The sequence below is a fragment of the Chloroflexus sp. genome, from assembly GCF_034431535.1.
In the GTDB taxonomy this organism is placed as follows: Bacteria; Chloroflexota; Chloroflexia; order Chloroflexales; family Chloroflexaceae; genus Chloroflexus.
The window spans coordinates 15,003-29,568 of record NZ_DAOUDC010000046.1 but is presented as its reverse complement, the minus strand read 5'-3'; the positions used below and the strand labels follow the sequence as shown (position 1 = coordinate 29,568).

The following is a 14,566-nucleotide window of genomic DNA, read 5'->3' as shown; positions in this document are numbered from 1 at the left end:
CGAAGGTCAAGCTAATTTACGAACATTTTGGTTGAAATATTTAGAAAAAGGTTGTGAAAGAGGTGGGCAAGCGTAGAGTGGGTTACGTCCACAGCCGGTCGAACGTCTCAATCAGTAATTGGCTATGGCGGCTCAGATCGACAAGGGCGATATGCTCATCGGGGGCAAACAGTGCGCTGGTCGCTGGCGTCAGGCCGATACTGACGGTAGGGATGGGTTGGCCGCCAGTCAGCAGACTAAACGGCGCCACATAGGGTCCAGCCGGTACCACTGGCAAAGGCCGTTCAAACACGCTCGCGCCAATGGCGGCGACTTGGCCCACTAGGGGATTATCGGTGGCGGTAGCCCAAGGCGAATAACCGCCGGGCAATCGTTCGAGGGCGAGATCTGCAAACCCTTTATCGTCAAGATGGCGGCGCACTAACTCAAAGATGGCATCAGGCTGTTGGCCCGGTACCAATTGGAGATCGATCAACACTGAAGCAAGGGCAGGGATTGCCGGCGCGTCACTATGCGGTTCAACCGTCAATGAACTGACATTACAGGTTGGGAGTGTTACCTCTGTACGGCTAAGGGCAGCGCCGTCGATTCCGAACAAAAACTGGTCGATCTGCCATGCTTCCCGGCGCGCGGCGGCGGCCAGTTGCAATTGGCGAATTGCGGCGTTATCAGCGCGAGAAGGCCCTTCAACCGTATCGTAGAAGCCCTCGATGCGCACATCTTCATCATCGCCCTTGAGGGCAGCGAGGGCCCAGATCAAGCGCCAGAGCGGATTCGCGACACTCGTCGCGAAGCCAGCGGGCAACGGATAGGCTGGGCCGCGGGCCGTCAAGCGTAATCGGAGCCAGCCTTTGCTGCCGCTGGCGCAAATCGGCGTACCGTGCTCGTCACGATCGCCGATGCTGGCCAACACCGCATCGCATCGCACCAGATCGGCGTGGGTTAGCAATGCTTCGGCCAATCCCGGACTGCCAATCGTCGCCGCGCCTTCGATCACAAGGGTCACACCGCACGGCAAGCTGCCTTCGCGCTGCACGAGAGCTTGCAAGGCAGCGAGATGGGACGCGAGCGCCCCCTTGCCGCCGGCGACGCCGCGCCCGAAGATCTTGCCATCACGCTCAGCAATAGCAAACGGTTCGTGCGACCAGTAGCGCCAAGGACCAGTTGGCGGCGTATCGTAGTGATGGTAGAGCAACAGCATCTGAGGGCGGCGGCCAGAGCGGTGGGCAATAATCACCGGCGCTGCACTGGTCGCGACGATGCGCACCTGCATGCCGAGCATGCGGATGAAGAGTGCAATCTGTTCAGCGGCAGCGCGCAATTCTTCGACATGCCCGGTGGTTGATGGCAACCGGCAAATGTGGCGCAGCACATGCACGAGTTGTTCAGTTGATGGCGATGCGTGAACAGTCACCCAGATTGCTCCCGTGGCGGTGAAACATCGGATTTGGTGAACGAATTATAACACGGGGTTTACCCCATAAAAGGGTAAGGCCATGCTAGAATAAAGTGCGAAATGTCACATTATTCTTGCAATCCGCGACGGCCGGTCGCGGCTGGAGGTTATAGCATGGATTCCCGGCACCGCGCATTTGTGAACTTTGCATGGCTGAATGTTGGCTACAACCTGCTGGTGATCATGTGGGGTGCGTTTGTGCGCGCTACCGGTTCGGGCGCCGGCTGTGGCGATCACTGGCCGTTGTGCGATGGGCAAGTGATCCCGCGCGCGCCGGACACGGCGCAGATGATCGAGTTTTCTCACCGCGTAACCAGCGGCATTGCGTTAGTGCTGTCAGTGGCATTGTTGGTATGGGCCTTACGATTGTTTGCCGCCGGCCATCCGGCGCGCCGCGCCGCGATTGCCACCATGGTGTTCATGATCGTGGAATCGTTTATCGGCGCTGCGCTTGTCCTCTTCCGCTTGGTTGCCCACGATGTCTCGCTAACGCGGGCGCTATCACTGGGTTTGCACCTGATTAACACCTTCTTGCTGATTGGTGCGATGGCATTGACCGCGTGGTATGCCAGCGGCAAGCCAGCGCCTGAATTGCGCGGCAAAGGCGGCCTGCTTGGCATGTTGATCGCTGCGCTGATCGGTACCGCGCTAGTTGGTTCGAGCGGCGCAGTGACCGCGCTAGGTGATACGCTCTTGCAGTTGGGGGTATTGCCCGGCGGCGTGTCACAAGCGATCACGCTTGACAGCCATCCCTTGGTTTGGATACGCATTATCCACCCGGTGCTCGGCACGATGGTGGGGTTAGCGATGATCACCTTGGCTCAGCGCGCTATGCGCTACGATCCCTCCCCGGCAACGCGGCGGCTGGCATGGGCCACGGCTGCTATCTTTGTCAGTCAGATCTTTCTCGGCACGATCAACGTCATTCTGAAAGCGCCGGTTTGGATGCAATTGGTGCATCTGCTCTTCGCCGATCTCGCATGGCTGACGCTCGTCTTGCTCAGCGCAACGTTGCTGGCCCGACCATCGACCGTTTCTGCGCTGCATGCGCCGGTGGTCTCTGGGTCGCCGGCCCGTTAGCCGGTTTGGCATGTGATCGATAGGAGTTTGGCCTATCGCACAACGGGACTAGGGTCATCTTGTGCGCTGAGCGGCGCTATGGTATAACCAAGTTGAGAAGGGGCATCCTCACCTCATCGCTACTTTGCATAGGAGGCCCGCGAATGGCGCTGCATGGATCGTTAGAACAGGTTTCATTGCGCGAGCTGATCGATCTCGCGACATATAGCTCACTCACCGGATCGCTTGATATCACTGGCGCGCGATCCGGTCGCATCTTCCTCTTCAATGGCCAAATCTACCATATCGAGTGTGAAGGGCAGATCGGTATCGAAGCACTGGGGATTCTGCTCAATGTGCAGCAGGGGATGTTCAACGTCACGAGTGGCGCGCGCAGCGAGCATCAGTCTGTGTGGGGTGATCGCGAGACATTGCTGCGCAATGCCGAGCGCGTGGCGTTACGCTGGCGCCGCTTGTGGCATCAAGTGCCTTCGCTGCATTTGATACCGGTATTGGCAATGCCGCGGGAAGCGGCGAAAGAGCGCGCGAATGTAACGGAGTATCTGATCATTGATGCGATCGATGGGCGCAAGCATTTGAGCGAGATTGCGGCTGAGTTGCACTGGCAGGCGATTGATGTGGTTGAAGGCATTGCCCATCTGGCAGCGCAACAGATTGTGCGGCTCGAAACGATGCCACTGGCGCCGCACGATCCCGTGCCAGAGGCACAACCGCAGCCGGCGCCGCCGGTAATCCCTACTATTGACCGGCTGTTAGCGATTTTGCGGTCGTGATCTCAATCAAGATGGTGTAGAGTGGTAGGGGCGCAGCTATGCTGCGCCCCTACTGTGCGTTATACTATACGCCAACACGCACAAACCTCTGGGGGTTGCAATGGAAGTGACTCTGCCAATCGGCGCCCATGTGCGCTACGATGATGTGGGGAACGGTCAGCCGGTCGTGTTGTTGCATGCGTTTCCGTTGAGTGCGGCGCTCTGGCGCGTGCAATTGACTTCGCTCACCGATCGATGTCGCATGATTGCACCCGATCTGCGCGGGTTTGGCGGCTCGACACCCGCGCCTACACCGCAATCGCTCGACGATTATGCCGATGATGTGCTCGCCTTGCTTGATGCGTTACAGATTGAACGGGCGATCATCGGCGGGTTATCAATGGGTGGCTACATCGCGTTTGCCTTGCTCCGCCGTGCGCCTGAGCGGATCAGCGGCTTGCTGCTAGCCGATACTCGGGCGACTGCCGATAGCGACGCAACCCGCGCGACGCGCGCCGTCAATGCCGAGATTGCGCTGCGTGAGGGCAGTGCCGCCTTGGCGGAACGATTACTGCCGAATCTGCTTGCGCCGCAAGCGAGCGAGGCGCTGCAGGCCGAACTGCTGGCAATTGCCGCGGCTAATCCGTCCGCAGGGGTAGCCGCCGCCTTGCATGCAATGGCGGCGCGCCCTGATTCAACGCCGCTATTAAGCCAGATCCGGGTGCCCACTACCGTGGTCGTTGGCGCGGAAGATACGCTGACGCCGCCGAGCGAGGCGCGGGCGATGCACGAAGCGATTCCCGGCAGCCGGTTCGTTGTGATTCCCGGCGCTGGCCATCTCAGCGCGATCGAGCGTCCGGCTGAATTTAGTCTGGCACTGGTTGAGCTGGTCATGCAGGTGGCTGCCACCAATCCGTAGGAATGTGAGGGGTTGGCCGCCGGCTCAGTGATCGCTGGCAAAAACAATCGCAGCGGCGTATGCGCCGCTGCGGTATGGTTGCCCGAAGTGTCGCCTAGTTCTGGGTTGTTTCCCGCCGCTCGCGGATACGAGCCGCCTTGCCGGTGAGGCCACGCAGGTAGTACAGCTTGGCCCGGCGCACCTTACCGCGCCGGATGACTTTAATCGAGTCGATGCGCGGCGCGTGGAGCAAGAACGTGCGCTCGACGCCAATCCCGTGCGACGCAATCCGGCGCACGGTGAAATTCTCGTTGATGCCTTCGCCGCGGCGCCGGATCACGACACCCTCAAAATCCTGCACTCGTTCGCGGTTGCCTTCAACCACTTTGACGCCGACGCGCACCGTGTCACCGACGCGAAACTCAGGAATGTCGGTGCGGTATTGGCGCCGGCCCAATTCTTCAAGCAATTGCTGCGACACGGCGTCGCTCCTTTCGCATGATGCCGGCAGGCGCCCGCATGGCAGCGGGACTGCGCGGCGCGCTGACACACAAATTTGGCAGGCGGATGGTTTGCCGCCTGCCAGATCGGCTCTGTTCCGTCACAGATTATACCATAGCTGCCGGAGGGCGGCAAGTTGGGGATAATCTCATGCCCCTAATCATTGCGCGCCGCCGGAGGCGGCGAGTGCGGGATCGTGACCGGTGACAATGACAGTGGCAACAGGTTAGGGCGCTTATGAACATTGCCTTGGCGCAACAAAGCAGAGGATTGCTGCGAACGGCGATGGTGTGCGGCCAGTATCACTACCGCGCAGTACGCGCAAGGTCAACGCCTTCGTGTGACGGGGTGGACTAGCATGGAGTGCGGCAGTGCAACTGCCGCATTGCTCCCGCACGCTACGGGGTTACGTGTATTGCTCGCGACAGGTTGGCTGTGGATTGTGAGGATAACTCGTATGGAGTGCAACAGTGCAACTGCCGCACTACGGCTAGCACGCTGCGGAAGCAGAGATGGCATAGAAAGCAATATCTTTTCACGCATGCATCATTGGCTGCGAACTCTTGTGCAGTGACGGCAAAGTTGTTACATTACGGGCACTCCTACCGTTACTGCCAGTAATCGTATCCTAGCCAGTATGCTAAAGTTAGAAGTCATTCAGGAGAATAGTAAACGAGGCAGCATCGGGCAACGAACGCGAATGCCGGTTCTGTGCAGCCGCCGGCGCTATTCCCACCCTGTACAGCACTGAAGCAAGCGTGAGGCGCAAGGATTGGAGTGCAGTTTGGTACATTCTCGTTCTCCCACTGTTTAGGGCTGAGGCGCTGATCCTGAAGGTGTAAGTACTCTTCCAATTGGGCAAAGCGGTAAGGTGTCTTAAGGCGAGAGCGAAGCACGAATGCTTATCCTCTGTTTCTCTCCACGGTTATCGTTGGCAGATGGGAACACGTAAATCTGCACTCCTCTGCAAAGATATCTAGCCAACCGCACCAAAACGCGCTATAATCGCCGCGAACAGCGCTCGTTCGACGGGGTAACGCTCTCGTATGCAATCGTCGCCAGCCCAACCGGTTTCCACTGCCGAATATCTTATGTTTCGGGTCGCCACTGAGCGGTATGCGCTCGCCAGTGCGCCGGTACGCGAAATTATACGCTGGCGCGCGCCGACGCCGGTGCCGGGAGCGCCGCCGATACTGCCCGGCGTGATTAATCAGCGCGGGCAAATTTTGGCGGTAATCGATCTGCGCTTGTTGCTGGGGCTGGCCGCCGCTGCGCCCGATCGCGCTACGCGCCTGATTTGGGTGCATCACGACGCCATCGATGCCGCTTTGTTGGTTGATGCTGTTGATGATCTGATTCCGGTTGATGCGGCGCAACTCGAACCGCCGCTGGTCAATCTGGCCGGCCCAGCCCAACGAGTCATCCATGCCCTCTTTCGCCATTACGATCAGCCAGTGGCAATGCTTGATCCGGCTGCGCTGTTTGCGCTGGTGCAGGAGGCAGCGTGATACTGCTCATCGAAACCGTCGCTCGCCGGTATGTGTGCCGACAGTACGACGTCGACAGCGTTGGTTGGGCCACGCAGGCTGAGCACGACGAGCGCGGGAGGCGCATTATTCGCCACCACTTAGGGCCGCTGCTTGATCCCGCCGATCCGCCGGCATCAGGCCGGTTGCATGCCCTTACGATCAACTTGCGGCGGCGAGTGGTGGAATTGGTTGCGCCGCGGGTTGATCTGTTGGCTGAAGCACCGATGATTGTGCCGCTGGCGCCGTTTCTGACGGCCCGGTTACGCTTGCCGTGGGTCAACGGGGTGGCTCTGCTTGATGATCAGCCGGTCATTGTCCTCGATCTGCGCCGTATGGCTGCCGATCTCGCTCTGGGTCTTCGTTTGGCTCATGCTTGAGGAAGCATTATGAAGTCGGGAATCTCCGCTGGTTTGACTGCTGAACTCTCAGCCTTACGCGAAAATCGCGTGATGTTGCGCTGGTTGATCATCTTTAGCGTTGCGGTGCTGGCGGTCTTTTGGCTCTTTGGGCTGGTGTTGTGGTTCATGAGCCATGTTGATCTGATCACCTTCGCGCTAGCCAGTCTAGTCACGCTGGTTGGCCTTGCCTTGTATGGCGTGGCGGCGTGGTTTATCCGGCAACAGCAAACTGTTTTAGGCCGGCGTTGGCTGTTTCTGGCGATGATCGCCAGCGCGGCGATGGTGCTCTTGCTGTTTGGCGGCGCCGACGGGGCGCGGGTGGTGGTGCTGTTTATGCCGATTGTCAGCGCCGGCTTGCTCGGCAGCGGGCGAGATACGTTGTTGGTCAGCCTTGCCGGGGTGTTGGTGTATGTTGGGTTGCTGCTCGCTGAGCAGTTTTCGCGGGTGCAACCGTTTCTTGGCGATAATGTCGTTATTGATTCGTTTTTTTTGATCCTGACGATCAGTGCGATAGGGACGCTGGCATGGCTCAGTAGCCGCGATTTGAGCCGGGCATTGGCCGAGTCGCATTCACGGGCCGAAGAGTTGCTGCGCAATACCGAACAATTGATGGAGAAGAATATCCAGCAGGTTGAGTTGGGTAGTGAGTTGGCGGCGGCGGCAGCCGAGCTGCAAGCCAATTCGCAGCAACAGGCCGGCGGTGCCAGCGAGCAGGCCAGTGCGGTCTCGGAAGTCTCGACGACAATTGAAGAGTTGGGCAGCACAGCCCGCCAAATTGCGCAGGCCGCCGAGCATGTCTCTGAAGCAGCCCAGCAGACGCTCGAACAGCTCAGCAGCGGCCAAGATGCGGTTGACGAGAGTATTCAGGCGATGGAGCGCATCCGCCAGCGGGTGCAAGATATCTCTACCCGCGTGCTCGGTCTTGGCGAACGGTCGCAACAGATCGGCGAGATTATCGATCTGATCGACGATATTTCGGATGAAACGCACTTGTTGGCGCTGAATGCGGCGATCGAGGCGGCCGGCGCTGGTGAGTATGGCCGTCGCTTTGCCGTGGTTGCAGCCGAGGTGAAGAGTTTGGCGAACCGCACCTTAGCCGCCGCCAAAGAGGTGAAAGGGGTGATTGCCGAAATCCGGCAGGCCACCAGCGCTGCAGTGCTGGCCGCCGAAGAGGGCAGCAAAGAGGTGGAGCGCGGCGTGGAGTTGGCCCACCGCGCCGGCCAAGTGATGGATAACATCGTGATGGTGGCCGAGCGCACCGCGCAGGCGGCTGCCGAGATCGGGTTGGCGACGGCGCAGCAGCAGAGCGCCAGCGAGCAGGTGGTTGAAACGATGCGCGAGATTGCCGAGGTGGCTCGCCAGTCGGCGCTTAGTGCGCGCCAGATGGCCGAGTCAGCCGCAAAGCTGACTGCCATCGCGGCCCGTCTGCACGGGATTGCGAATATTGATGGTGAACGCCCCTCGCGGGGGCGGGATCGTTGATGCCGTATGGATCTGACGAGTTTCTACACCCAATTTCGTGATGAGACGGCTGATAACCTCCGCATCTTGAATGATGCGTTGCTGGCGATTGAGGGGCAGGCTGGCGAGACACTGCGTCGCAGCGAGTTAGATCGCGCCTTTCGCGCCATGCATACGATTAAGGGGTCGGCCCGTATGCTTGGGTTCGATCCGATCGCGCAAGTAGCCCATGCCCTAGAACACGTGTTGGGTGAGATCCGACAAGGTCAGCGTGCGATGGATCGGTCATTGGCCGATCTGCTGCTGCGCGGCGGCGACCTGATTGGGCAATTGGCGGCTCAGGTTCCCCAGTTGCCGGCGCCGGCGCTCGCTGCCGTGCCTGAAATTGTGCAGGCGTTGGGGGCCGCCGCGCCGCAACCAGCGTCGGCCGCCGCGCCGCAACCAGCGTCGCCCGCTGCGCCGCAACCAGCATCGCCCGCCGCGCCGCAACCAGCGTCGCCCATGCTAGCTGAAACGGCGCCGCGCGCGACTCGCCAGACCGTACGGGTGCGGGTTGACCGGCTCGATCGGCTGTTTAATCTGGCCGGCGAATTGGCGGTGAATCAGCAGTGGTTAGGGGAGGTTGGGCAAGAGCTGTATCGGTTGCAAGAAGCGGTGGATCGCCAACGACGCGCGGTACAGGCGCTCGAACAGGAGCTGGCCCGGTTGCGATTTTCGCCGACCCAACGGCAAGCGTTGGATGCGCGGCTGACAATGTTGCGCGATGCGCAGACTGCGCTGACTGATCTTGCCCAGCGCCAGAGCGACCGGCTCGATCGCCATCTGGCTCGCCAGCAGATGCTGGTCAAAGACCTTGAGCAAGAGGTGATGGCGGTACGGCTGTTACCGATTGCGACGATCTTTAATTCCTTGCCGCGCCTTGTGCGTGATTTGGCGGCGGCAACCAACAAGCAGGTGACAATTGAGATTCGCGGCGAGACGACCGAACTTGACCGGAAGGTGCTGGAATTGATCGGTGACCCGCTGGTGCATCTGGTGCGGAATGCGGTGGATCACGGTCTGGAAGCACCTGATGAGCGGGTTGCCGCCGGGAAGCTGCCCGCCGGTCTGATTCAGATCAGCGCCGAGTCGGCTGGCAATGAGGTGCGTATCCAGATCCGCGATGACGGGCGCGGGATTGATCCCGAACGGGTGCGCCGACGGGCGGTTGAGCTGGGGATGTTGGCCGCCGAACGGGCATCTCAGCTCGATACGCAAGAAGCGCTGGATTTAATCTTCCAGCCGGGTTTTTCAACCGCCCGCACCGTGACCGAAATTTCAGGCCGCGGCGTGGGGATGGACATCGTCCGCGCCAATTTGCTCGAACTCGGCGGGCAGGTACGGGTCGATTCCACCGTAGGTCAAGGTACAACCGTCACCTTGACCATCCCGCTCACCCTGATCACCAGCCGGGTGTTGTTGGTGCAAGCTGGTCGCCAGATGCTGGCATTGCCGGCGGCAACGATTCGGGGTATTCTGTGGGTGCGGCGCGATCAGGTGCAGTTGATCGATGGTCAACCGACTATTGCCTACCAACAGCGTACCGTAGCTCTATTGTCACTGGCCGAACTGGTAGGTATGAACGTCGAATCGCCGCTGGCGCGCCATCCGCGCGCGCCGGCGCTGTTGCTCAATCTGCGCCAACGGCGTATTGCCCTGTTGGTCGATGATCTGCTCGACGAGCGTGAGTCGGTGGTCAAACCGCTTGGCCCGCTCTTTGCCCGCCGTCCGGCCTTAAGTGGCGCCGTGCAACTCGGTGATGGCGGCCTCGCCTTGCTGATCAATCCGCTCCAACTCATCGAAGGTGGCGCGCGGCGCGCGGCAGCGTTGCCAGTCCTCAGCCAGTCGCTGCGCGATGAACCCCGGCGGGCGCGATTGCTCGTGGTTGATGACTCGTTTACGACCCGCGAGTTATTGCGCAGTATTCTTCAATCGGCTGGCTATGATGTGACGGCCGCAATTGATGGGGCCGATGCGCTTGACAGGCTGCGTTCCACGACCTACGATCTGGTAGTAAGTGATATCGAGATGCCTCGTGTCGATGGTTTCACCCTCACGACTCGGATCCGGCGCGAGTTAGCCCTCTCGGAACTGCCGGTCGTGCTGATTACCAGCCTTGCCTCTGAAGAACATCGTCGCCGCGGTCTCGAAGCAGGGGCGCAGGCCTACATCGTGAAGAGCCAGTTTAATCAAGACAGCTTGCTGAAGGTGATTCAGCAACTGCTCGGCCACGAGGAGTAGCTATGCCAACCATTCTGGTCGTCGATGATAGCCGTCTCGTTACTGACATTGTCAAAATGCGTCTCGAGATGTACGGCTACACCGTTCAGCTTGCGCATAGCGGTGAAGAGGCGCTGGCAGCGATTGCCGCCGAGCCGCCCGATCTGCTGGTGCTCGATGTACAAATGCCCGGCATCGATGGCTACGAGGTGTGCCGGCGCATTCGCGAGAATCCGGCACTTGACGATTTGCGCATCATTATGCTGACCTCGTCGGATGACAAGCGCGCCGCGTTTGAGGCTGGCGTTGATGATTATTTGAACAAAGACATTGACCTCCTCAATCTACCTAATCGGGTACGGTTGGTGTTAGATATGGAATAGCAGCGCAGCCAATCGGCGGCATACCCGGCGAGTAGACACCCATGACCAGCCCGCTGCGCATCCTGATTGTCGATGATTCGGCGCTGATGCGGCGCTTGTTGCGCCAAATGCTGGAAAGCGATCCGGCTATTCGGGTTGTCGGTGAGGCCGGCGATGGCAAGACGGCGATTGCGCTGACCGCCGAGCTGCGCCCTGATCTGATCACGCTCGATGTACGTATGCCGGTGCTCGATGGCGTCGAGACGACGCGCCAGATTATGGCGTACCATCCGACGCCGATTCTGGTCTTATCGGCGGCGATCAGCGGGAAAGACGCCAATACCTCATTTGAAGCGTTGGCCGCCGGTGCGCTCGAGGTCATGGAAAAGCCGAGCTTGACCGATAGCGGATCGCTCGATCATCTGCGCCGCATGTTGATCAGGCGGGTGAAACTGTTGGCGCGGGTGAAAGTGGTTACCCATCTGCGTGGGCGCCGTCATCCCCCGCCCGAACTCAGCAGTGTTCTGAATGAGACGCCGCATCACGTGCGCGGGCCGCGGATCGCTCCCGGTCAATTTCCGGTGATCGTGATTGGCGCTTCTACCGGCGGCCCCAAGGTCGTGCGCCAATTGTTGGCCGGATTGCCGGCGCAGTTTCCGGCGGCAGTGGTGGTGGTGCAGCACATCGCGCAGGGGTTTGGCGCCGGGATGGCCGAATGGCTGGCCGAGGCGAGCGCCATTCCGATCGAACTGGCCGCCGAGGGGAAGTCGGTGCGCCCCGGTATGGCCCTGCTCGCACCTGATCGGGCTGATCTGTTGATCAAACCTGATGGGACAGTGCGGCTCAGCATGTCGCCGCTGCTCCTGCAACGACCATCGATCGATATTACTATGACTGCAGTCGCCGAATTGTACGGGGCAAGTGCAGTGGGGGTCTTGCTCACCGGCATGGGGCGTGATGGCGCAGTGGGCATGCGCGCGATCCGGCGGGCCGGCGGGTTGACCATCGCTCAAGATGAGGCAAGCTGCACTATCTTCGGCATGCCGCGGGCGGCGATTGAGTTAGGAGCAGCGGAACTGGTGTTGCCGCCCAATCAGATTCTCGCTGTATTGCGTGAGCGGTTTTCTGATTCTGCGAGCATTGTATGATCTTGCCGCCTGAATCGCTAAGCGCCTTGCGCGATTTGTTGGCGCGCTACTGTGGCGTGTTGCTCGACGATGCACGGCTAATCACGTTACGCAGCGCGGTTGAACGGCGCGCTGAGGTAGTTCGACGACCGCCGGCGCAATACGCGGCTGATCTGGCGCTGAGCGCCGATCGGGCTGAATTACAACAACTGGCCGAGCTGCTGCTCAACCACGAGACGGTGTTCTTTCGGAACCGGCCCCATATTGAGGCGCTGCGCAAAACCTTGTTGCCCACCTTGCACGCGACCTTGCCGCCGGGAGCGCCGATCAAAATTTGGAGCGCCGGTTGCGCTACTGGTGAAGAACCCTATTCGATTGCCATCACCGCGCTTGAGACGCTGGGGGAACCGCTACCGCGTCCGGTCGAGATTCTGGCCACCGATCTCAGCGCCGCCGCGCTTGACAAGGCGCGCCGCGGTGTGTATCGTGGGCGCGCACTTGCTAATGTGACGCCGGCGCAGCGCGCACGATACTTTGCTCCTGCCGGAGATGGCTTGGCTGTCCACGAACGGGTGCGCCGGTTGGTGTCGTTTGTGCAGCATAACCTGCTGGAACCATTCCCGCCGGCCACACGCGGGACGCACATTCTCTTTTGCCAAAATGTGACCATCTATTTCTCGATTGATACCTGCCGCGCCCTGATAGCGCGCTTCTACGACATTTTAGCCGACGGCGGCACCCTCTGCCTCGGTTTTTCCGAAACGTTGTGGAATATCTTTGACCAGCTACGGCCGGTCGCGGTTGATGGCGCGTTTCTGTACCGGAAAGATCCGCCGCGGCAGCGCCCAACGGTGGCGCCGGCGGATAAACGGCCCGTCCCGTTGCCCCGATCGGGGCGATTGCGCCCGGCGGCGCAATCGCTAACGGGTGCGCCATTGTTTACCGATGAGACGGTGGTACGCGAGGGCCGGCGCTTGATTGACAGCGGACAGCTTGAGGCAGCGCTCGACTTGTTTGCCCACGCACCGTTGGCCGGACGCCACGCGCCAGCAGTATTGGCATTGGCGGCGCAGGCCCACGCTAATCGGGGCGATCTCGATCTGGCGCTGGCCGAAGCGCGCCGCGCGCTCGAATTGAATCCGTTGGTCACTGAGGCGCACATCTTGCTGGGGTTGATCTACGAGCGGCAGCAACAATTGCCGTTGGCCATTCGCCATTTTGAACGGGCTCGCTATCTAAATACCGAGTCGCCGTTGGTGGCGTTTCACCTTGCCGAGTGCTACCGCCAAACGGGACGGATGACCGATGCAGTGCGTGAATACCGGAATGCTGAGCGGTTGTTGGCCACGCTGCCGCCCGATCACCTGCTGGAAGGCGTGGCTGTCCATTGGCTGGCTGAAAGTTGCCGGCGTTGGATTGGCCGGCTCGATGGAGAGCGTTAAATGGCTGTCCGTAACGGTCGTGTGTCATCCGAACTCGTGATCCGACGGCGGATGTGGCCGAGTCTTTTGGCGCATCACCCGCACAGCCTGATCACCGCACGGCGCAGCACAGCGCCGCCCGATCCGCCACCGACGGCGCCACCGCCTCCGCCACCACCGGTCATCGATGAAGCGGCGCAGCGGCGGGCACGTGAGATCGAACAAGAATTGCAATTGGCCCGCGATATTCAGCAGGGCTTGCTGTTAGAGGCAGCGCCGCACCTGCCCGGCTGGGAAGTGACGGCCATTTCGCTGCCGGCTCGCGATCTTGGCGGTGATCTGTACAACTTTTTGCCCTTGGCCGATGGGAGGCACGGCATCATGATCGGCGATGTCAGCGGCAAGGGGTTGCCGGCCGCGTTGCGTATGGCGGTGGCGCGCACCGTCTTCCGGCACGAAGCGCGCCGCAATGCTGATCCGGCGACCACGTTGGCTGCGGTGAATCGTGGTGTTTTGAGCGAGATTCCGCATGGCATGGTAACCATGCTCTACTTACAGCTCGAACCGCGGAGCGGTGTGATCTGTTGCGCCAACGCCGGCCATACCTTCCCGCTGATAGTAACTGACGAGCTGCGCGAGCTGGAAGTTAGCGGATTGCCGCTAGGAGTTGATGATGAGAGCGAATACACCGAGTTAAGCGCCGCCATTGCTCCCGGCGAGAGCCTATTGCTCTACACTGATGGCTTGGTTGAAGCCGAGGCACCCGATGGCCAAATCTTAGGTTTCGAGCGTTTGGCCGCGTTGGTGATGGCGCAACCGCAGCGCAAACCCCGCGCGCTGGCTGGTGCGCTCGTGCATGAAGTGCGCTCGTGGACGAACGGCGTGCTGAGCGATGATGTGACCATGGTGATCTTGCGGCGGCGCTTGCTCGATCTCACCGCGGAAATCCGTAGCGTGATCGCGGATGTCGTCGGCAGCGATCGCCTCGAACTGCTGTGGGATACCCTCTTTGCCGGCGACGTTCCGGCTGACGCTGAGGCATGGCGCGAACTGTTGCCCCACCTGCAAGCGCCGGCGCAGGCCATGTTGGGCCGGGGCTTGGCGCGCGAATTGATTCAACAGATCCGGTTGACGTTAGATGATTACCGCAAAGTGGCGTAATCGCTCCGGTGGCATAGTTGGGGTAGGTGCGCACGTCTGCCCTAACCACGCCGCTTGTAAAGAAAACTATATACTGTCGTATACTTCTAAATGACGATTCTACAATATACGGAGGGCGAGGGGCATGTTATAGTAGAAATCAGCATCTGTCTGGTCGCCGA

The 14,566-nt window shown here is 60.4% G+C and carries 13 protein-coding genes and 1 pseudogene; 12 read left to right on the top strand and 2 right to left on the bottom strand.

Annotation, left to right across the window (positions count from 1 at the left end):
- Positions 1-82: 82 nt before the first annotated feature.
- On the bottom strand, positions 83-1,414 hold the full coding sequence (locus U9R61_RS10845) for a M20/M25/M40 family metallo-hydrolase (protein WP_322488832.1): 1,332 nt from the start codon (positions 1,412-1,414) through the stop codon (positions 83-85).
- Positions 1,415-1,570: 156 nt separating this feature from the next.
- Here U9R61_RS10845 and U9R61_RS10840 point away from each other — a divergent pair, with 156 nt between their 5' ends.
- From U9R61_RS10840 to U9R61_RS10830, 3 genes are all read left to right on the top strand, one after another.
- Complete coding sequence (locus tag U9R61_RS10840; RefSeq protein ID WP_322488831.1) at positions 1,571-2,536, top strand: COX15/CtaA family protein; 966 nt, start codon at positions 1,571-1,573, stop codon at positions 2,534-2,536.
- Positions 2,537-2,679: 143 nt separating this feature from the next.
- Positions 2,680-3,309: a DUF4388 domain-containing protein gene (locus tag U9R61_RS10835; RefSeq protein ID WP_322488830.1), complete on the top strand. Its 630-nt coding sequence runs from the start codon at positions 2,680-2,682 to the stop codon at positions 3,307-3,309.
- A gap of 100 nt (positions 3,310-3,409) precedes the next feature.
- Positions 3,410-4,207 carry an alpha/beta fold hydrolase gene (locus U9R61_RS10830; protein ID WP_322488829.1) on the top strand — a complete coding sequence of 266 codons (798 nt, stop codon included), beginning with the start codon at positions 3,410-3,412 and terminating at the stop codon, positions 4,205-4,207.
- A 94-nt stretch (positions 4,208-4,301) separates the two neighbouring features.
- Here U9R61_RS10830 and rplS read toward each other — a convergent pair whose 3' ends face one another.
- Complete coding sequence (gene rplS / locus U9R61_RS10825) at positions 4,302-4,667, bottom strand: 50S ribosomal protein L19 (RefSeq protein ID WP_066789007.1); 366 nt, start codon at positions 4,665-4,667, stop codon at positions 4,302-4,304.
- A gap of 1,066 nt (positions 4,668-5,733) precedes the next feature.
- On the opposite strand from rplS, the gene U9R61_RS10820 reads away from it, so the two are divergent.
- The 9 genes and pseudogenes from U9R61_RS10820 to U9R61_RS10785 all read left to right on the top strand — a co-directional run bounded on the left by U9R61_RS10820 (position 5,734) and on the right by U9R61_RS10785 (position 14,405).
- A complete protein-coding gene (locus U9R61_RS10820) occupies positions 5,734-6,195 on the top strand; it encodes a chemotaxis protein CheW (RefSeq protein ID WP_322488828.1) in 462 nt (153 codons plus the stop codon).
- On the top strand, positions 6,192-6,593 hold the full coding sequence (locus tag U9R61_RS10815) for a hypothetical protein (RefSeq protein WP_322488827.1): 402 nt from the start codon (positions 6,192-6,194) through the stop codon (positions 6,591-6,593). The genes U9R61_RS10820 and U9R61_RS10815 overlap by 4 nt, the downstream gene beginning before the upstream one ends.
- Before the next feature lie 9 nt (positions 6,594-6,602).
- Positions 6,603-8,096, top strand: a complete 1,494-nt coding sequence (locus U9R61_RS10810; protein ID WP_322488826.1) for a methyl-accepting chemotaxis protein — start codon at positions 6,603-6,605, stop codon at positions 8,094-8,096.
- A 6-nt stretch (positions 8,097-8,102) separates the two neighbouring features.
- A pseudogene (locus U9R61_RS10805) lies at positions 8,103-9,905 on the top strand (chemotaxis protein CheA); the annotation flags it as partial.
- 90 nt (positions 9,906-9,995) lie between these two features.
- A complete protein-coding gene (locus tag U9R61_RS19935) occupies positions 9,996-10,355 on the top strand; it encodes a response regulator (protein WP_416208843.1) in 360 nt (119 codons plus the stop codon).
- Positions 10,356-10,357: 2 nt separating this feature from the next.
- The gene (locus tag U9R61_RS10800) at positions 10,358-10,717 is read left to right on the top strand and encodes a response regulator (RefSeq protein ID WP_066788996.1); all 360 of its coding nucleotides are present in this window, start codon (positions 10,358-10,360) and stop codon (positions 10,715-10,717) included.
- Positions 10,718-10,758: 41 nt separating this feature from the next.
- The gene (gene cheB, locus U9R61_RS10795; protein WP_322488824.1) at positions 10,759-11,844 is read left to right on the top strand and encodes a chemotaxis-specific protein-glutamate methyltransferase CheB; all 1,086 of its coding nucleotides are present in this window, start codon (positions 10,759-10,761) and stop codon (positions 11,842-11,844) included.
- Positions 11,841-13,265, top strand: a complete 1,425-nt coding sequence (locus tag U9R61_RS10790) for a CheR family methyltransferase (protein WP_322488823.1) — start codon at positions 11,841-11,843, stop codon at positions 13,263-13,265. The genes cheB and U9R61_RS10790 overlap by 4 nt, the downstream gene beginning before the upstream one ends.
- Positions 13,266-14,405, top strand: coding sequence for a PP2C family protein-serine/threonine phosphatase (locus U9R61_RS10785; RefSeq protein ID WP_322488822.1), 1,140 nt, complete (start codon positions 13,266-13,268; stop codon positions 14,403-14,405).
- Positions 14,406-14,566 lie beyond the last annotated feature (161 nt).